This is a genomic window from Bacillus sp. 17RED48, assembly GCF_019837545.1.
Classification (GTDB): Bacteria; Bacillota; Bacilli; order Bacillales; family Bacillaceae_G; genus Bacillus_A; species Bacillus_A wiedmannii.
The window spans coordinates 740,945-760,345 of the sequence record NZ_JADAXG010000001.1; the positions used below are offsets into that span (position 1 = coordinate 740,945).

Annotated in this window: 20 protein-coding genes and 1 other annotated feature; of the genes, 15 read left to right on the forward strand and 5 right to left on the reverse strand. The window is 36.2% G+C overall.

The window, feature by feature from the left end; all coding sequences use genetic code 11:
- Positions 1-55: 55 nt before the first annotated feature.
- The 4 genes from rnz (at position 56) to sdaAA (ending at position 3,278) form a co-directional block, all read left to right on the forward strand.
- Positions 56-979 (forward strand): ribonuclease Z, encoded by a 924-nt coding sequence (gene rnz / locus ILT06_RS04115; protein ID WP_098102725.1) that lies wholly within the window; start codon positions 56-58, stop codon positions 977-979.
- A 550-nt stretch (positions 980-1,529) separates the two neighbouring features.
- Entirely contained in the window at positions 1,530-1,676 is a 147-nt protein-coding gene (locus ILT06_RS04120) for a hypothetical protein (protein ID WP_179194447.1), read from the forward strand.
- A 45-nt stretch (positions 1,677-1,721) separates the two neighbouring features.
- Positions 1,722-2,381, forward strand: a complete 660-nt coding sequence (gene sdaAB / locus ILT06_RS04125; RefSeq protein WP_000877441.1) for an L-serine ammonia-lyase, iron-sulfur-dependent subunit beta — start codon at positions 1,722-1,724, stop codon at positions 2,379-2,381.
- A gap of 18 nt (positions 2,382-2,399) precedes the next feature.
- On the forward strand, positions 2,400-3,278 hold the full coding sequence (gene sdaAA, locus ILT06_RS04130; protein ID WP_064474853.1) for an L-serine ammonia-lyase, iron-sulfur-dependent, subunit alpha: 879 nt from the start codon (positions 2,400-2,402) through the stop codon (positions 3,276-3,278).
- A 52-nt stretch (positions 3,279-3,330) separates the two neighbouring features.
- On the opposite strand, the gene proI is transcribed toward sdaAA, so the two are convergent.
- The gene (proI, locus tag ILT06_RS04135) at positions 3,331-4,170 is read right to left on the reverse strand and encodes a pyrroline-5-carboxylate reductase ProI (RefSeq protein WP_000027261.1); all 840 of its coding nucleotides are present in this window, start codon (positions 4,168-4,170) and stop codon (positions 3,331-3,333) included.
- Between the two features lie 165 nt (positions 4,171-4,335).
- Here proI and ILT06_RS04140 point away from each other — a divergent pair, with 165 nt between their 5' ends.
- Positions 4,336-5,289, forward strand: coding sequence for an MBL fold metallo-hydrolase (locus ILT06_RS04140; RefSeq protein WP_098102726.1), 954 nt, complete (start codon positions 4,336-4,338; stop codon positions 5,287-5,289).
- Between the two features lie 9 nt (positions 5,290-5,298).
- Positions 5,299-6,093 (forward strand): SDR family oxidoreductase, encoded by a 795-nt coding sequence (locus ILT06_RS04145; RefSeq protein WP_098102727.1) that lies wholly within the window; start codon positions 5,299-5,301, stop codon positions 6,091-6,093.
- Positions 6,094-6,123: 30 nt separating this feature from the next.
- On the opposite strand, the gene ILT06_RS04150 is transcribed toward ILT06_RS04145, so the two are convergent.
- Positions 6,124-6,309 (reverse strand): YqzH family protein, encoded by a 186-nt coding sequence (locus tag ILT06_RS04150; protein WP_064474856.1) that lies wholly within the window; start codon positions 6,307-6,309, stop codon positions 6,124-6,126.
- A gap of 376 nt (positions 6,310-6,685) precedes the next feature.
- On the opposite strand from ILT06_RS04150, the gene argC reads away from it, so the two are divergent.
- From argC to ILT06_RS04185, 7 genes are all read left to right on the forward strand, one after another.
- A complete protein-coding gene (gene argC, locus ILT06_RS04155; RefSeq protein ID WP_222654864.1) occupies positions 6,686-7,723 on the forward strand; it encodes an N-acetyl-gamma-glutamyl-phosphate reductase in 1,038 nt (345 codons plus the stop codon).
- Positions 7,724-7,733: 10 nt separating this feature from the next.
- Complete coding sequence (gene argJ / locus ILT06_RS04160; protein ID WP_098102729.1) at positions 7,734-8,957, forward strand: bifunctional glutamate N-acetyltransferase/amino-acid acetyltransferase ArgJ; 1,224 nt, start codon at positions 7,734-7,736, stop codon at positions 8,955-8,957.
- 11 nt (positions 8,958-8,968) lie between these two features.
- The gene (argB, locus tag ILT06_RS04165; RefSeq protein WP_088047202.1) at positions 8,969-9,736 is read left to right on the forward strand and encodes an acetylglutamate kinase; all 768 of its coding nucleotides are present in this window, start codon (positions 8,969-8,971) and stop codon (positions 9,734-9,736) included.
- Positions 9,733-10,893: an acetylornithine transaminase gene (locus ILT06_RS04170; protein WP_064474860.1), complete on the forward strand. Its 1,161-nt coding sequence runs from the start codon at positions 9,733-9,735 to the stop codon at positions 10,891-10,893. Before argB ends, ILT06_RS04170 begins: the two co-directional genes overlap by 4 nt.
- Positions 10,894-10,905: 12 nt before the next feature.
- A complete protein-coding gene (argF, locus tag ILT06_RS04175; RefSeq protein ID WP_064474861.1) occupies positions 10,906-11,856 on the forward strand; it encodes an ornithine carbamoyltransferase in 951 nt (316 codons plus the stop codon).
- A 178-nt stretch (positions 11,857-12,034) separates the two neighbouring features.
- A complete protein-coding gene (locus ILT06_RS04180; protein ID WP_064475084.1) occupies positions 12,035-12,595 on the forward strand; it encodes a DUF2062 domain-containing protein in 561 nt (186 codons plus the stop codon).
- A 58-nt stretch (positions 12,596-12,653) separates the two neighbouring features.
- Positions 12,654-12,860 (forward strand): hypothetical protein, encoded by a 207-nt coding sequence (locus tag ILT06_RS04185; RefSeq protein ID WP_222654865.1) that lies wholly within the window; start codon positions 12,654-12,656, stop codon positions 12,858-12,860.
- 24 nt (positions 12,861-12,884) lie between these two features.
- Here the strand turns inward: ILT06_RS04185 and ILT06_RS04190 are convergent, their stop codons facing one another.
- Together ILT06_RS04190 and ILT06_RS04195 are read right to left on the reverse strand one after the other, a co-directional pair.
- Positions 12,885-13,331: a MarR family winged helix-turn-helix transcriptional regulator gene (locus tag ILT06_RS04190; RefSeq protein WP_000445817.1), complete on the reverse strand. Its 447-nt coding sequence runs from the start codon at positions 13,329-13,331 to the stop codon at positions 12,885-12,887.
- Positions 13,332-13,403: 72 nt separating this feature from the next.
- Positions 13,404-14,183: a GDSL-type esterase/lipase family protein gene (locus ILT06_RS04195; protein WP_088047203.1), complete on the reverse strand. Its 780-nt coding sequence runs from the start codon at positions 14,181-14,183 to the stop codon at positions 13,404-13,406.
- A gap of 362 nt (positions 14,184-14,545) precedes the next feature.
- On the opposite strand from ILT06_RS04195, the gene cpdB reads away from it, so the two are divergent.
- Positions 14,546-16,897, forward strand: a complete 2,352-nt coding sequence (cpdB, locus tag ILT06_RS04200; protein ID WP_064474863.1) for a bifunctional 2',3'-cyclic-nucleotide 2'-phosphodiesterase/3'-nucleotidase — start codon at positions 14,546-14,548, stop codon at positions 16,895-16,897.
- Positions 16,898-16,947: 50 nt separating this feature from the next.
- Here cpdB and nhaC read toward each other — a convergent pair whose 3' ends face one another.
- Positions 16,948-18,321 (reverse strand): Na+/H+ antiporter NhaC, encoded by a 1,374-nt coding sequence (gene nhaC / locus ILT06_RS04205; RefSeq protein WP_088047205.1) that lies wholly within the window; start codon positions 18,319-18,321, stop codon positions 16,948-16,950.
- A gap of 277 nt (positions 18,322-18,598) precedes the next feature.
- Positions 18,599-18,819: a binding site (T-box leader), on the reverse strand.
- Positions 18,820-18,961: 142 nt separating this feature from the next.
- On the opposite strand from nhaC, the gene ILT06_RS04210 reads away from it, so the two are divergent.
- Positions 18,962-19,318, forward strand: a complete 357-nt coding sequence (locus ILT06_RS04210) for a hypothetical protein (RefSeq protein WP_064474865.1) — start codon at positions 18,962-18,964, stop codon at positions 19,316-19,318.
- Positions 19,319-19,401 lie beyond the last annotated feature (83 nt).

Sequence of the window (19,401 nt, forward strand, 5' to 3'; positions counted from 1 at the left end):
AAATAACATTCCGTAAGATGAAAGGTAGATTATATAAAGAGCTGGAGGAAAGAAAGTGGAATTTGTATTTTTAGGAACTGGTGCAGGTGTTCCTTCGAAAGGAAGGAACGTTTCGGCAATTGCTTTGCAATTGTTAGAAGAACGAGGACAGACTTGGTTATTTGATTGTGGCGAGGCGACGCAACATCAAATATTACATACATCAGTACGCCCACGCCGCATTGAAAAAATATTTATTACGCATTTACATGGTGATCATATTTTTGGATTGCCAGGTTTATTAGGAAGCCGTTCGTTTCAAGGAGGGACTACACCTTTAACTGTGTATGGACCAAAAGGAATTAAACAATTTATTGAAGTGGCATTATCAGTAAGTACCACACATGTAAAATATCCACTTGAAATTGTGGAGATAACAGAAGAAGGTACTGTATTTGAAGATAATGAATTTCACGTGGAAACGAAAAGATTGTCACATGGTATTGAATGTTTTGGGTATCGTATTGTAGAGAAAGATATACAAGGTGCTCTTTTAGTCGATAAATTGCTGGAGATGGGTGTGAAACCCGGTCCACTTTTTAAACGTTTAAAAGATGGAGAAATAGTTGAATTAGAAGATGGTACGATACTAAATGGAAAAGATTTTATTGGTTCGCCTCAAAAGGGAAGAATTATTACCATTTTAGGTGATACAAGGTATTGTGAAGCGAGTAGAGAGCTGGCACAAGACGCTGACGTACTTGTTCATGAGGCAACTTTTGCAGCAGAAGATGAACAACAAGCGTATGATTATTTTCATTCCACATCTAAGCAAGCTGCGAGTATTGCACTTCAGGCAAATGCAAAACGATTAATATTGACTCATATTAGTTCTCGTTATCAAGGGGATACATATAAGGAATTATGGAAAGAGGCAAGAGAGCTATTTTCTAATACAGAAATAGCTACGGACTTGAAAATATTTCCGGTAGAAAGATAATAATGGTGTGAAAAAATGGTGACGAAAGGTTGCCATTTTTTTATTTCTAAAAAAAATTTAAAATAAAACTGTTATCATTTTATGTTTATATTGGATGAAACAGAAAGTTTTAATGATGTGAAGAGATAGGATAAAAATACATAGTACCGATTGTTTAGAAAAACTGTTATATAAGTCAGACGACATACGAGTGGTACAAATAGCAAAAACAGATCGTTATTCAGAACTTTTAAAATTCATTAAAAGTAAGCGTTTTATTAAAAACGAGCTATAATGAGGGCAGATCAAAATTTATTGTAGGCTACATGCGTTTTAGGCATTTGTCGTAATAAGTGAAGTTGACTAAATTGTGAGAGAGCAACATGGAATTTATAATAGGAAAGATATTACTATTATTTATATGAAGTCTTTTTTACTTTTTAGCCTTAAAGCACGAAAAGGTATGAAAGCAATGGGCGTTTCACTTGTTATGCTATCCTTGTAAGGGGTTCTGTGTTAAACTTTGGATTGCTACAAGACTTTATTGTGGATTAGCTTATATTATTTTTAAATGAAGGTAATGCTAAGTTTCTTATTTATTATGATAATTGGTATTATTTCAGGATATATTGTTTCACTGTTATTCAAAAACTATCCAATTCGTATAGCGGAACAAATTCGTCGTACAACTGGAAAAGCAACCGATTCGGTAGCTTAATAGAATAGTAAAAAATTTTTGCATAGAGGTTTAGGGGGAGTTATGATGAAGTATCGCTCAGTATTTGATATTATTGGTCCAGTTATGATTGGTCCATCAAGTTCACATACAGCAGGCGCAGCAAGAATGGGGCAAGTTGCTCGCCAGCTGTTTCGTCATGAACCAGAAAGAGTAAGCATTTCATTATATGGATCATTTGCAAAGACGTATCGAGGGCATGGTACGGATGTAGCATTGATCGGTGGAATATTAGGGTTTGAAACAGATGACTTACGTATTCCAGAGGCGCTAGACATAGCAAAAGAGCGCAAAATCGAAGTAGAATTCATTGAAGAAGATGCAAATGCACCTCACCCAAATACAGCGAGAATTCGTTTGTATAAAGGTGAAGAAGAAATTGAAGTTGTTGCTTGCTCAATTGGTGGCGGTAAAATTGAAGTTGTAGAATTAAACGGATTCGATCTTCAATTAACAGGCACGAGTCCAGCACTACTTATTGTAAATAACGATCGCTTCGGTGCTATTGCAGCAGTAGCTTCAATCCTTGCGAAACATGAAATTAACATTAGTACAATGAGTGTTTCTCGTAAAGAAAAAGGAAGAAGAGCGCTTATGGTTATCGAAACAGATGAATTATTAGCAGATGAAGTGATTGAAGAAATAAACGCGCAACAAAATATTTGTCAAGTAACTATTATGGAATAATTGCAGGGGGGACACACCATGTTTCGGAACGCAACGGAACTAGTGGCGCAAGCTAAAGAACAAAATGTAAAGATCGCAGAAATTATGATTCAATGTGAAATGAAAACAAGAAATATTTCACGTGAAGAAGTAATTGCTGGTATGGAAAAGAACTTAGTCGTGATGGAGCAAGCGGTAGAACGTGGTATTCGCGGAGTAAAATCACCAACTGGTTTAACTGGCGGAGATGCTGTAAAAGTTCAGGCGTATATGAATAGCGGAAAAGGCTTATCTGGAGATACGATTTTGGACGCGGTGAGTAAAGCTGTTGCAACAAATGAAGTAAACGCAGCGATGGGAATTATTTGTGCAACACCAACAGCAGGGTCTGCTGGAACAGTGCCAGGTGTACTGTTTGCACTGCAAGAAAAATTACAGCCGACACGCGAAGAGATGATCGAATTTTTATTTACAGCAGGAGCTTTCGGTATGGTTGTTGCGAATAATGCTTGTATTTCCGGCGCGGCAGGAGGTTGCCAAGCTGAAGTAGGTTCAGCAAGTGGAATGGCAGCAGCAGCAGCAGTTGAGATGGCTGGTGGAACACAAGATCAAGCAGCTACAGCGATGGCGATTTCATTAAAGAATATGCTTGGTTTAGTATGTGATCCTGTTGCAGGGCTTGTAGAAGTACCTTGTGTAAAACGTAATGCAGCAGGAGCTGCGAATGCGATGATTTCAGCTGATTTAGCATTAGCTGGCGTAACGAGTACAATTCCATGTGATGAAGTGATTGAGGCGATGTTTAGAATCGGACAAACGATGCCAGTAGCACTTCGTGAAACAGCTGAAGGTGGACTTGCAGCAACACCAACTGGTCGCCGTCTGCAAGAAGAGATTTTTGGGAAGACTAATAACTAAACAATATATGTTAATAAAAAAATGGAGCTCAAGTAAGATTGAGCTCCATTTGTTATTTTTCTTTTGTTAGTTGTTCTAATGTTTTCCCAAGATTATGTGATCGTTGTGTAGCCTGTGTAATACAAGAAATAAGTGCTTGTTGAAATTTATGTTCTTGTAATACTTCAATGCCTGCTTCGGTCGTTCCACCAGGAGAAGTAATTTCCTTTCGCAAAACAGAAGGGTGTTTTTCACTTGCTTTTAGCATTTCAGCAGCACCAATCATCGTCTGAAGAATAAGTGACTTTGCAACATCTTCTTTTAAACCAATTGTTTTTGCGGCTTCTTCCATCGCTTCCACTACGTAATAAATATAAGCAGGCCCACTTCCAGATAATGCAGTGACAGCATGCATATCTTCTTCCTCTACAACAGAGACGAGACCGATTGTTTCAAATAAAGCTATGGCAGTCTGAATATGTTCCGCTGTTGCATGTTTTGAAGGCGAGATAGCAGTAGCTGATTTTAAAATAGCTGCAGATGTATTTGGCATCGCACGAATAATCGGAACATCTTTTTGAAGCAGGTTTCTAATCGAGTGAGTAGAAACACCTGCTAATAAGGAAATAATAAGCAGGTTATTATGTATATCTTCTTTAAAAGGAGTAAGTGCTTCTGCAACATCCTTTGGTTTCATTGCTAGAAAAAGAATAGTTGTATCAGTAAGTAGCTCTTTTTTATTATGCGTACCTTTAACGCCATATTTTTTATGTAGCTCCTGCAATCTTGTCTCGTTAGAACGATTACTTACGGTAATTTGTTCGCCTTTCACAACATTTGCATGTAACAAGCCACCAATAATAGCTTCAGCAATAGAGCCTGCACCGAGAAAGGAAATGTTTTGAATAGACATGATGTTCCTCCTTTAAATTTGGTTAGAAATTCTTATAAATGTACATACATTCGTTTTTTTATAGGAAACACCTCTTTTTATCTGAAAATAATGACAAATATATATAGAAGTTGTAAACTGAAGAAGTATTCATTTTTGAACCGGAAAGAGACAGGGGGGCTAAGCATGACGGCGATTCACCGAATGGAGATTCCTGTGCCATTTGCAGTTGAAACTGTGAATGTGTTTTTAGTTGAGGGGGAGACATTAACATTAATTGATACAGGGACGAATACAGAAGAGGCAAGAAGTGCGTTAGAAAGGCAATTAGGTACATTAGGATATGCGATAGAAGATATTAAAACAGTAGTCATTACGCATCATCATGCGGATCATTGTGGGCTTTTAAATATATTTTCTGAGAAAACGAACATTATTGGACATCCTTGGAATGAGCCTTGGATCACGCAAAATCCAGAATTTTTAAAGTGGTATCATGAGTTTTTTAGAGAGACAGCTTTGCAATTTGGTGTTCCAGCGGCATTTTTGAAAGACGAGGCGTTATTGACGACGAAGACACTTAAATATTCTTGTAATAGATCGTTAACACATACTGTGAGAGAGGGAGATCGTATTGATTCTTTACCTGGGTTTACAGTAATCGAAACACCAGGTCATGCTTCCACTCATATTTCATTATATAGAGAATCTGATGGAATATTAATTGGCGGGGATGCTCTCATTAGTCATATTTCTTCGAATCCCATATTAGAACCACCATATGAAGGACAAACAGAAAGGGCGCGCCCGTTATTACAATATAATCAGACGTTAAAGCGTTTAAGTGAAATGAATATTTCGCGCATTTTATCAGGACATGGAGAAGATGTTCTAAATGTGAAACAACTTATTGAAACGAGATTACAAAAGCAAGAAACACGTGCGTTTAAAGTGCTTGAGTTATTAAAGGAAAAACCAATGACAGCATTTGAAGTATGTGTAAAACTATTTCCGGTATTATATAGGGAGCAATTGCCGCTTACTATTTCAGAAACTGTTGGACAATTAGACTTTTTAGCATATAATCAACAAGTGATGATTGATGAATCTTCGCAACAATTGATTTATTATGCAAAGTAGGTGACAGCAATGACGGGACGTTTACAAGATAAAGTAATCGTCATTACAGGTGCTTCTAGTGGAATTGGAGAGCAAGTTGCAATGCAAGTTGCAGAGCAGGGGGCGACTCCAGTATTAATGGCTAGAACAGAAGAGAAATTAAAAGCGTTAGCAGAGAAAATTAAAGAAACTTATAATACGCCTTGCTATTATTATGTATTAGATGTAAGTGAAGAGACGGAAGTACAATCTGTTTTTTCAAAGGTATTACAAGAAGTGGGACGTATTGATATATTAGTAAACAATGCGGGATTTGGTATTTTTAAAACATTTGAAGATGCATCAATGGATGAAGTGAAAGATATGTTCCAAGTAAATGTATTTGGATTAGTAGCTTGTACGAAAGCGGTACTACCCTATATGGTGAAAAGGAACGAAGGACATATTATTAATATTGCTTCACTTGCTGGGAAAATTGCAACTCCGAAATCGAGTGCGTATGCAGCGACGAAACATGCCGTATTAGGATTTACGAATAGTTTACGCATGGAGTTGTCTAGTACAAATATTTTCGTAACAGCGATTAATCCAGGTCCGATAGATACAAACTTTTTTGAAATAGCGGATCAATCCGGTACATATGTGAAAAATATGGGACGGTACATGTTAAAACCAACATATGTAGCAGAGCAGATCGTAAAATCGATGCAAACGAAAAGGCGTGAAGTAAACTTACCGAAGTGGATGGGCATTGGTCCGAAATTGTATGCTCTATTCCCAGGTTTATTTGAGCGTGTTGCAGGTAAATCATTAAGTAAAAAATAGGAGATTTCCATATGGAAATCTCCTATTTTTTTATTTTCCAGTCACATAATCGTAAACGATATCCTCCACTGCCTCGTATACATCAATTTCAGTATTTGAATGAATTATCGTTTGAATATGTTTAATTAGCATTTCCTGATCCTCATTTGAAATAGGATTACATTGATATTGTTGAAAACTTTTTATGATCATTTTCTCAATTAATTTCTCATTCATGTTTTTCCCCGCCTGTATGTATACATGTATTGTTTTCCCCGGTATTAACGGGCAGTAAAACTCCCACCTTAAAATTCGGCTAGAGCAAAGAAGTTAGGTGGGAGATCGACTGCCCCTAAACGCCCGATTGGTGTGGGCTAATAATCAGTGGGGATGAACAAAAAACCACTGATTATAGTTTCACTTTATTGTACTTGAAGTGAAATAAAAAAACTACTATACGCTATTTGTGCATAAAAATTCGGTTATGTATATTGTTTTTCTAGTAAAATTAAGTTTTTTTAAGTTTATAAAATTTATAAATATTTAATTGACTCTATAAATATACAATATTATAATCATACTTAATTTAAAGAATCGATATGAGGAGGAGCATATGAAAGTCGCAATTATTGGAGCAACTGGGTATGGAGGTATTGAGTTAATTCGGTTAATAGAGCAACATCCATATTTTTCGATAGCCTCTCTCCATTCTTTTTCGCAAGTTGGCGAGTGTATAACAAATGTATATCCGCATTTTCAAAATGTTCTTGTCCATACGTTACAAGAAATTGATGCGGAGGAAATAAAGAAGAAAGCAGAAATTGTATTTCTAGCAACCCCAGCAGGAGTGTCGGCAGAGTTAACTCCAAAATTATTAGCAGTAGGTTTAAAAATAATTGACCTATCTGGAGACTTTCGTATGAAAGATCCTTCGACATATGAACAGTGGTATAAAAGGGTTGCTGCAAAAGAAAAAGTTCTTAAGGAAGCTGTATATGGGTTAAGTGAATGGAAAAGGTCCGAGATTCAAAATGCAAATTTAATTGCAAACCCAGGATGTTTTGCTACAGCCGCATTATTAGCGATATTGCCGTTAGTACGTAGTGGCATGATTGAAGAAGATTCCATTATTATTGATGCGAAATCAGGAGTATCTGGAGCGGGCAAAACGCCAACAACAATGACTCACTTTCCTGAGTTATACGATAACTTGCACATTTATAAAGTAAATGTGCATCAACACATTCCTGAGATTGAGCAAATGCTTGCAGAGTGGAATAGGGAAACGAAGCCAATCACGTTTAGTACACATTTAATACCGATATCACGGGGGATTATGGTTACACTTTATGCGAAAGTAAAACGAGAAATGGAAATAGAACAACTTCAAAAATTATATGAAGAAACATATGAACAATCGGCTTTTATTCGAATTCGCATGCAAGGAGAGTTTCCAAGTCCGAAAGAAGTGAGGGGCTCAAATTATTGTGATATGGGGATAGCTTACGATGAAAGAACAGGAAGAGTGACAGTCGTTTCTGTTATAGACAATATGATGAAAGGTGCGGCTGGGCAAGCGATTCAAAATGCAAACATAGTAGCGGGACTAGAAGAAACAACAGGTTTACAACATATGCCGCTTTATCTATAAGGGGGACAGGATGATTAAAGTAGAGTCTATAACAAAATTAGAAAATGGTTCAATTGTAACGCCAAAAGGCTTTTCGGCAATCGGTACTGCAATTGGTTTAAAAAAAGAAAAAAAGGATTTAGGTGTAATCATTTGTGAAGTGCCAGCATCATGCGCCGCTGTTTATACAACGAATCAAATACAAGCAGCCCCGCTGCAAGTAACGAAAGACAGTATAGCAGCTGAGGGGAAATTACAAGCGATTGTCGTCAATAGTGGAAATGCAAATGCTTGTACAGGAATGAAAGGCTTACAAGATGCTTACGAGATACGTGCATTAGGGGCCGAACATTTTGGAGTGAAAGAAAATTACGTTGCAGTAGCTTCAACAGGTGTAATTGGTGTTCCTTTACCGATGGATATAATCCGAAAGGGAGTTGCAAATCTTATCCCGACGAAGGAAGTAAGTGAAGCTCATTCTTTTTCTGAAGCGATTTTAACGACGGATCTTATAACGAAAGAAACGTGCTATGAGATGATGATTGATGGGAAGAAAGTGACGATTGCTGGTGTTGCGAAAGGTTCAGGGATGATTCACCCAAATATGGCAACGATGCTAAGTTTTATTACGACAGATGCTCATATAGAGCATGACGTATTGCAAACAGCACTATCACAAATAACGAATCATACATTTAATCAAATTACGGTGGATGGAGATACTTCTACGAATGATATGGTCATCGTTATGGCAAGTGGATTATCAGAAACGAAACCAATCAATATGGAACATGCAGATTGGGAAACTTTCGTATTTGCTTTACAGAAGGTATGTGAAGATTTAGCGAAAAAAATTGCACAAGATGGTGAAGGTGCTACGAAGTTAATAGAAGTAAATGTGCTAGGAGCTCGAACGAATGAAGAGGCAAAGAAAATTGCAAAGCAAATAGTCGGTTCGAGTCTTGTGAAAACAGCAATACATGGTGAAGACCCAAATTGGGGGCGAATTATTAGCAGTATGGGACAAAGTGAAGTAGCGATTCATCCGGATACAATTGATATTACTCTACAATCTATCGCTGTGTTAAAAAATAGTGAGCCTCAAATGTTTTCTGAAGAGGAAATGAAAAGGAAATTAAAAGAACATGAAATTGTGATGGATGTGTATTTACATTTAGGAGAAGAGACCGGATCAGCTTGGGGCTGTGACTTAAGTTATGAATATGTGAAAATAAACGCTTGTTATCGTACATAAGGAGAGGGAAGATGAGCGATTATATTGTAGTGAAATGCGGCGGTAGTATGTTGGATCAATTAAATGATGTGTTTTTTGATTGTATAAAGAAATTGCAACAGAAGTATAAAGTAGTGATTGTCCATGGTGGCGGCCCAGAAATTGATGCGCAATTAAAAGATTGTAACATCAAAGTAGAAAAAAGAGATGGGTTACGAGTAACACCAAAGGAAGTTATGGATATTGTTCAAATGGTGCTATGTGGAAGTACGAATAAAAGATTTGTAATGAAGTTGCAAAGGCATAATTTACTTGCGGTAGGTTGTTCAGGGTGTGACGGCAATTTACTTCAAGTTCAACCTGTCAGCGAAGAAATAGGATATGTGGGAGAAGTAAGTTATGTCGAAACAGCCTTACTAAAAGGATTGATAACTTTGAATTATATTCCTGTTATTGCTCCAATCGGGATAAATGATAATGAGATTTATAACATAAATGCGGATACAGCTGCAGCTGGAATTGCAGCCGCTTTATCCGCAAAAGAACTCATCTTTATTACGGATGTAGATGGAATATTACATGAAGGAAAGTTAGTAAAGAAAACGGATGAAATTGAAATTGTTACTTTAATAGAAAAAGGAGTTATTACAGGCGGGATGATTCCGAAGGTACAGGCGGCACTAGCGTCATTAAAAATGGGAGTGCAGAAGATAAGTATTGTGAACGGTACAAAAGATTTTACTGAAGTTACGGGAGAGTGTATCGGAACGACGGTAACGAAAGGAGTAAGTATCGTATGACAAGTCATCTTTTTCAAACGTATGGGAGAAGAAATATTGAGCTTGTAAAGGGAAGTGGAACGAAAGTTATTGATAAAAATGGTAAGCAATATTTAGATTTCACATCAGGAATTGGCGTATGTAATTTAGGACATTGTCACCCTACTGTTATGAAAGCTGTCCAAGAGCAACTTAATGATTTATGGCATATATCTAACCTGTTTATAAACAGCTTACAAGAAGAAGTCGCGTCATTATTAACAGAAAATATAGCATTAGATTCTGTTTTTTTCTGTAATAGCGGGGCAGAGGCGAATGAAGCTGCGTTGAAGCTAGCTCGTAAGCATACTGGAAAATCTCTCGTCGTAACATGCCAGCAGTCTTTTCACGGTAGAACATTCGCAACGATGAGTGCGACGGGTCAAAATAAAGTGAAAGAAGGGTTTGGTCCGCTCCTTCCGTCTTTTTTACATACCCCTTTTAACGACGTGAAGGCGTTAGAGGAAGTAATGAATGAAGAAGTCGCGGCGGTAATGGTAGAAGTTGTTCAAGGAGAGGGAGGAGTCATACCTGCTAATCTATCTTTTTTGAAAGCAATTGAAACATTATGCAATAAATTCGGTTCCTTATTTATTATTGACGAAGTACAAACAGGAATTGGAAGAACAGGGACATTATTTGCTTATGAACAAATGGGAATACATCCTCATATCGTTACTACCGCTAAGGCGCTTGGAAATGGCATTCCGGTTGGAGCGATGATTGGCAGGAAAGAACTTGGAACATCGTTTACTGCAGGATCACACGGTTCAACGTTTGGTGGAAATTATATTGCAATGGCTGCAGCGAAAGAAGTATTGCAAGTAAGTAAGAATCCATCATTTTTAAAAGAGGTAAAGGAAAAGGGCGAGTACGTATTACAGAAGTTGCGAGAGGAATTACGACATGTTGAATGTATTCAAAATATACGTGGTAAGGGGCTTATGATTGGAATTGAATGTACGCATGAAGTTGCAAGTTTTATAGAACAACTAGAAAAAGAGGGACTTCTCGTATTACAAGCAGGATCTAATGTGATAAGACTATTACCACCACTTATTGTAACGAATGAAGAGTTAGAACAGGCAGTATATATGATAAAAAAAGTAGTTTGTACAAAAAACGTATCAATCATATAAGGGGGAAGTTTCATGTCAACTGTACAAGTACCAAAATTAAATACGAAAGATCTTTTAACATTAGAAGAACTGACGCAAGAAGAAATCATTTCTTTAATTGAGTTCGCTATATATTTAAAAAAGAATAAGCAGGAGCCTTTATTACAAGGCAAAATATTAGGGCTTATCTTTGATAAACATTCAACTCGTACTCGCGTATCTTTTGAAGCAGGAATGGTACAGCTTGGGGGACATGGCATGTTTTTAAGTGGGAAAGAGATGCAAATAGGAAGAGGAGAAACCGTTTCAGATACTGCGAAAGTATTATCTCATTATATTGATGGGATCATGATACGTACGTTCTCACATGCAGATGTAGAAGAGCTTGCAAAAGAATCGAGTATTCCTGTTATTAACGGTTTAACGGATGATCATCATCCTTGTCAAGCGTTGGCAGATTTAATGACAATATATGAAGAAACAAATACATTTAAAGGAATAAAATTGGCTTATGTAGGTGACGGAAATAACGTATGTCATTCATTGTTGTTAGCGAGTGCAAAAGTCGGAATGCATATGACTGTTGCAACGCCTGTAGGGTATGAACCGAATGAAGAGATTGTAAAAAAAGCGTTAGCGATTGCCAAGGAAACAGGAGCTGAAATTGAAATTTTGCATAACGCTGAATTAGCAGTGAGTAAAGCAGATTTCATTTATACTGACGTTTGGATGAGCATGGGGCAAGAGGGAGAAGAAGAGAAATATACTTTATTTCAACCATATCAAATCAATAACAAACTTGTTAAGCATGCGAAGCAAACATATCGTTTCTTACACTGTTTACCTGCCCATCGTGAAGAAGAAGTAACAGGAGAAATTATAGATGGACCACAGTCTATTGTCTTTGAGCAAGCTGGTAATCGATTGCATGCGCAAAAAGCATTATTAGTAAGTTTATTTAAAAATGTAGAAGAGCTTTCCTAAATGATGTGCACCCCAATTGTTAAGCACGAATAACAATTGGAGGTGTGCTTTTTAGATTGAAATGTCGTATGTATATTTGGTTAACTATCTCTATATCATTTATAATAAAAAGAGTAAACTAAATTTGTTTTTCATATCATGTAAGGACATACTAGATAGAAAAAATATAGTTAAAGAGATGATGAATTTGAAAACAACTAAGAAAACATATTCGTTTTTTCAGCGGATGTGGAGAATATTAAAGTTTCAATATTATAAGTTGCTTCGATCGCCAGAAGGCGCGAAGAAAGTATCGTTAGGTTTTGCTATAGGATTTGGTTTAGAAATGTTAGTCATTTATACGGCATCGCTCGTATATGTAATATTTTATCCAATCGTTCGATTAGCAAGGGGATCTTTTCCTGCTGCGGTTATTGGCAATATTATTGGGAAAATATCGTTTCTACCGATATTTTTATTTCCATTTGCTTATGCGTTAGGAAAAATGATATATCCATTTCATGTACAAAAAATACATCATGAACCATTTACGATATCTGACTTGTTTTCGAGTCATATTTTTACGATATTAAAGGGGTTAGTGCAGAGTGAAGTGTATGTATTAATTGGAATGACGATTTTAGGAGTGGTGCTTGGGGGAATTTCATATTTCGTTGTGCATTATTTATATGAAAAGAACCGTAAGTTACGTTTGAAGAATAGAAAGAAACGAGTGAGAGAACCACTCATGCAAATATAAAGAGTGTCACATTCATTTTCTCCTTTGAATATGTTTAAGAAAAAGGGGGAGAGAATGAATGTATTATTATTACGTACCGCAAGTATATCCATATGTAAATTATCATCCGGTTTATGATATGAATAGACAATACGAATTATATCGACAACAACAATTACAGCAATTTCCACAAATACCATCACAACAGCCTACGCAAGATCAAAAACCATATTTAACGACATGGCCGTATTCAAATGTATACTATGGTAATTATTACGAATCATAAAGCTGCTTCTATTTAGAAGCAGCTTTATGCGTTTGTTTTCAAAATTAAATTTTGAATGGTTTGAAGAGAATGGATGAGCTTCTCACGCTCTTCCTCAGATAATGTTTGGAAATTTTCTTTTAATTTGTCTAAAATGAATTGTTGATACTGATTTACTAACAATTTCCCTTCAGCTGTTAGGGAAATTAAAATGACCCGTCGATCTTTTTCGCTATAATGACGCTCTATTAGTTCTTCTTGAATCAGTTTGTTTAATAGAGGTGTCATGTTAGGCCGTGAAATCGCTAGCCGCTTGCCGATTTCGGAAACTGCTAATGTGCCATTTTCATGCAGAAGCAGTAATACTTGTGTATGTGATGGCGGCATATGTCTTTGAGAAGAAAATTCTCCAGGAAGCATAAATTTGCGATAAAAAAGAGGCACTAGCGAAAGAAGATGATCAACAATACGTTCCCACTCGCGTGATTCCATATAAAGGCCCCCTTCCACTCTCATTGTAACAAAAAAGACATGTTATAAAAATAGAATTGTTTCATGGAAACTTTAATATTTGTAGGCTAACACTTTTTTTGTAAATGAATCGGCAATAATCGTATAGCCTTTATCATTTGGGTGTACTTGGTCAAAGAGTAATTCTTTTTTATCATTCGATATTAATTTACGAATTGGTAAAACGATAGATGGTTGATTTGCTTTTGAAATGGAATAAACGGATTCATTCCAGCCATCTAAAAACATATCTGCATAACTGGCGATGGAGTCATCGAGTTGTAACGGGTTATAGAGTTCAGAAAGAATGAGTAAAGCATCCGGATTTTGATCTCGAACTGTCTTTACAATATTTTTTATATCCGCTTCAAAATGAGCTTTTTCTTTATTTAACATTTTAATACCATCTATAACACCGACATCACGATTTAAACGGAATAAATTATTTCCTCCAATATTAATTGTAATGATATTTGCTGCTCTAATTTTTTGCTTTACATCTTCTGATTGCACTTTTTTAGCGAGACGATCTGTTGTAAGACCGTTTATTCCAAGGTTTTCTACCGTAATTGGTTTATGAATTTGTGCTTCTAATTGTCTAGAAGCTAATTCAGCAAATCCCCCTTGTGTCGATCCATATCCTTTGGCGAGCGAATCACCTAGTACGAGATGATAAAAGGAATCGTTTGTTTGCTTATCAATCCAACTTGGAGTAGATGTTTTTTCTATGTTTTCTTCGGGTTCATTTTGTTTTGTCTCATCGTTCTTTTCAAAATAAGAATAAGAAATGATTAGAAGGAGGAGACAAACAATTGTTAAGATGACTTTTTTCATATATTCATCCTCCTTGTAATTGGTAATTGTATCATATTCAGCAGTATTAACAATGTAAGGGCATATTATATGTTTATGAAAAGTTTACAATAACTTTACAGAAAATTTGTAGAAGTATGTCAAAAAATATTGACGATATGAAAGTACATTATATATGATAATGTCAGATAAGGTGAAATTTTAATGAGTAGTGCTTTATTTCCAACTAAGTAAAGTTTCACTAATCGGGCGTTTAAGGGGACTCCTCATTAGCGCAGGATGAAATGAAAATCTTGTCTCTAATAGAAGAAAAAAGGTATGTGGTTAGAGGCAAATAGAGGTTTATTTCATTATTTTGGGTAATTGTATAAGGGGGATTTTTTGTGAAAAAGTCAAAAAAAATGCTAGCTGGAGCAACTCTTGCTATTGGTGTAATAGCACCACAAGTGTTGCCAACAACAGCTCATGCGGATGAGAACAATGGGGAGAGTACGGTTAACTTACGAATTCTAGAAACATCAGATATTCACGTTAACTTAATGAATTACGATTATTATCAAACGAAAACAGATAATAAAGTAGGTCTCGTGCAAACGGCAACACTTGTTAATAAAGCACGTGAAGAAGCGAAGAACTCTGTCCTATTTGATGATGGGGATGCATTACAAGGGACACCGCTTGGAGATTATGTAGCGAATAAAATAAATGATCCGAAGAAGCCTGTGGATCCTAGTTATACACATCCATTATATCGTGTAATGAATTTAATGAAGTATGACGTCATCTCTCTTGGGAATCATGAATTTAACTACGGTTTAGACTATTTAAACAAAGTAATTAGTAAAACAGAGTTCCCGGTTATTAACTCGAACGTCTATAAGGACGATAAAGATAATAATGAAGAGAACGACCAAAACTACTTTAAACCATATCATGTTTTTGAAAAAGAAGTAGAAGATGAATCAGGTCAAAAGCAAAAAGTGAAAATTGGCGTAATGGGATTTGTTCCACCTCAAGTTATGAACTGGGATAAAGCGAATTTAGAAGGAAAAGTGAAAGCGAAAGATATAGTTGAAACAGCGAAGAAAATGGTGCCAAAAATGAAAGCAGAAGGTGCAGATGTTATCGTTGCACTAGCGCATTCCGGTGTTGATAAGAGTGGATACAACGTTGGCATGGAAAACGCGTCGTATTATTTAACAGAGGTTCCTGGTGTAGATGCAGTATTAATGGGACATTCACATACTGAAATGAAGGATGTATTTAATGGTGTTCCAGTTGTAATGCCTGGTGTCTTTGGAAGTAACCTAGGTATTATTGATATGCAATTGAAAAAGGTAAACGGAAAATGGGAAATACAAAAAGAGCAATCGAAGCCGCAACTTCGTCCGATTGCTGATAGTAAAGGGAACCCATTAGTAAAATCTGATCAAGAATTAGTTAATGAAATTAAAGATGATCATCAAGCGACAATTGATTATGTGAATACAGCTGTAGGAAAAACGACAGCGCCAATTAATAGTTATTTCTCATTAGTACAAGATGATCCTTCTGTACAACTTGTAACAAATGCGCAGAAATGGTATGTAGAAAAGTTATTTGCTGAAAATGGACAGTACAGCAAATATAAAGGAATTCCAGTTTTATCTGCAGGAGCACCATTTAAAGCAGGTGGCCGAAACGGTGCTACATATTATACGGATATTCCAGCTGGAACGTTAGCGATTAAAAACGTGGCAGATTTATATGTATATCCAAATACGTTATATGCTGTAAAAGTAAATGGGGCACAAGTGAAAGAATGGCTTGAAATGTCTGCAGGTCAGTTTAATCAAATTGATCCAAAGAAAACAGAAGAACAGCCGTTAGTAAATATAGGCTATCCTACATATAACTTCGATATTTTAGATGGCTTAAAATACGAAATTGATGTAACACAACCAACGAAATACGATAAAGATGGAAAAGTTGTAAATGCAAATACGAATCGTATTATAAATATGACATATGAAGGTAAGCCAGTAGCTGACAATCAAGAGTTCATCGTCGCTACAAATAACTATCGCGGAAGTAGCCAAACGTTCCCAGGTGTAAGTAAAGGAGAAGTTGTATACCAATCACAAGATGAAACACGTCAAATCATTGTGAAGTATATGCAAGAAACACCAGTTATTGATCCAGCAGCAGATAAAAATTGGACGTTTAAACCGATTGTTGCAGATAAATTACACACAACATTCGATTCTTCACCAAATGCACAAAAGTATATAAAGAAAGATGGGAAAATATCATATGTTGGACCATCTGAAAATGAATTTGCTAAATATGCAATTGATATAACGAAGAAGAACGATGATGATAAGGAAACTGGTGGAGAGAATCCAACGACACCGCCAACAGGTGAAGGGAATAATGGAGGAAATCCAACGACACCACCAACAGGTGAAGGCAGTAATGGAGGAAATCCAACGACACCACCAACAGCTGAAGGCAGTAATGGAGAAAATCCAACGACACCACCAACAAATGAAGGTAATAATGGAAATAATGCAGGATCTGGACAAACTACAACGGATAATCAAAACTCAAAAGAAACAATAACTGTAAGTGAAAATAAAGAAGAACGTGATTTACCGAAAACAGGTACAAGTGTTGCTTCTACAATTGGAGCAGGTTTGGCGTTTGTTGGAGCGGGATTACTTCTGTTATTTAGAAGAAAGAAAGCAAATAAATAGTCGAGAAATATAAAAAAGGATTACCGATTTAGGTAATCCTTTTTAGTATATTATGAAATTGGTACTGCTTTTTCTTTCTTCCATGAAAGACCAAATCCAGTGAAACCAACAATAATTGTTAAGACTGGGCAAGCTAAACAGAAAATTGCGTATGGAAGGTAATCGAATGTTGGAACGCTAAGGACGTTTGTTAAGAATACGCCACTTACACCCCATGGTACGAGCGGGTTAATAACTGTACCTGCATCTTCTAATACGCGTGATAAATTACGACGCTCTAAACCAACTTCATCGTATTTAGTAGCAAATGCTTGTCCTGTTAAAACGATTGATAAGTACTGCTCACCAAGTAAGAAGTTTACACCAATTGCAGTTGAAGCAGTAGAAATAATTAAGCGTGTGCTATTTTTTACGAAGCTAGAGATGATATTCATGAGCTGCGTGATAATACCCATTCCTTGTAATAATCCTCCCATACAAAGTGCTAGGAAAATAAGCGCAATCGACATCATCATGCTTTGTAGACCACCGCGAGATAGTAAGCTATCAATATCTTTAATACCAGTTTTAGAAACGTAGCCGTCTTGCATAATTTTCATTAAATCAGCTAAAGAAGTGCTAGGTTTAAAAATAAAGAGAATAATAATTCCTACCACAATTCCTGCAAGCAATGTTGGAACAGCTGGAACTTTTTTAAATGCGAATAGGAACAGTAATAAAATTGGAATAAGTGTAACGATAGAAATCGTTGCATTTTTCTCTAATGTGCTAATAAATTTTGTGAAGTCAACGTCTCCACTCGTACCGCTTCCTAAAATGAAAAATGCGATAAAAGCAATAATGAAAGCTGGAACTGTTGTCCAAAGCATGTTACGAATATGCTCAAATAAATCTACACCCGTTACAGCAGGAGCTAAGTTTGTTGTATCAGATAAAGGAGACATTTTATCTCCAAAGAATGCGCCAGAAATAATTGCACCAGCGATTAGAGCCGGATCGTATCCGAGAGCACTACCCATACCCATAAAGGCAAGTCCTACAGTTGCGGCAGTTGTAAAGGCGCTACCTATACTTGTTCCAACAATTGCACAAACTACAAAAACAGTTGGAACGAAAATTTTAGGAGATACAATCTGGAAGCCGTATACCATTAAAGTTGGAATTGTTCCAGCAGCGATCCAAACACTAATTAATACGCCTACCAGTAAGAAAATAAAAATAGATGGAATACCAGCTGAAATACTACTGATCATCCCTTTTTCCATAGTAGACCAAGAGATTTTTTTCATAAATCCAAATGCTAATAAAAGAACGATACCAAATAAAATTGGGATGTGTGGTGAAACTTCTAATTGGATAACACTAAAGCCAATACAGAAAAAGATAAATAATGTTAAAAGAACAGATTCAATTTTTGAAACCATTGTTTTTCCCTCCTAAGTAATCTAAAATAGCTCTTTTTTATATAAAATTCGCCAATATTGTATATTTCCTTCTAAAATTTAGAATTTTGTGACAAATTACCGGTAATTGTTGATCCTTCAATATGATACGGAAATGATTGGATAAAAAAACGTCCCTGCATATAATTATGCAGGGACGAAGAAATCGCGGTACCACCCTAGCTTGTGAAATGAATGTATCACAAAATAAAGGGTCGTATGATATGCGCTAATAAAATAAAAACGCCCCTGCAATATATGCAGGGACGAAAAATTCGCGGTACCACCCTAAATTGTGAAACAGTTTCGTTTCACCACTCTTTAGATATAACGGTCTATAACCGTCTTTCACTACTCCTTACGTTTCGCAAAAGAAGCTCCAGGGGGTAATTCATAATTCGCTCTGTACTGGTTCGCACCGACCACCAGCTCTCTGAAATCAGAAATCGAAATACTACTAAATCCTATCAATGCCGATTCATATGATGTTAGTTAAATTTTTATCACATTTTCATCTTATATGTCAATAAAAATGTTCAATATTTTTTTAGGGAAATAAAGGTTAAATGTTTTTAATGTTCTAAATTTGTACGTTATAATGAATTTGAAAGGGGAGGAAAGAGTGAAGAAAAAAATAATTCTTTTTACCACCTTACTAGTCATTGGCGGAAGTGCTGGAATTTACACAGCTTTTGCAGCTGAGTCAGAGCAGGCGAAACAAAAGCAAATACAGCAGTCAGAAGCGAAGAAAGTGAAAGAAGATGAAGAGAAGAAGTCGATGGAAAAAGCAGCTGAGAAACTAGGAGTTTCTACTGAAGGGAAAACAAAAGAAGAGGTTACGAAAGAAGTAAATACCGCAAGATTTGAGAAGCGCCATGATTTATTAATTGAACATGCAAAACAACTTGGAATTGATACAGAAGGAAAAAAAGATGAAGAGATTATTTTAGAAATCGGAAAGATACAACACGGAAAGTAGAACAACTTATCGTATGATAAGTTGTTCTTTTTTAAGAACTATTTGATTTAAAAATAATTGACAGTCATTTAAATTTAATGTTA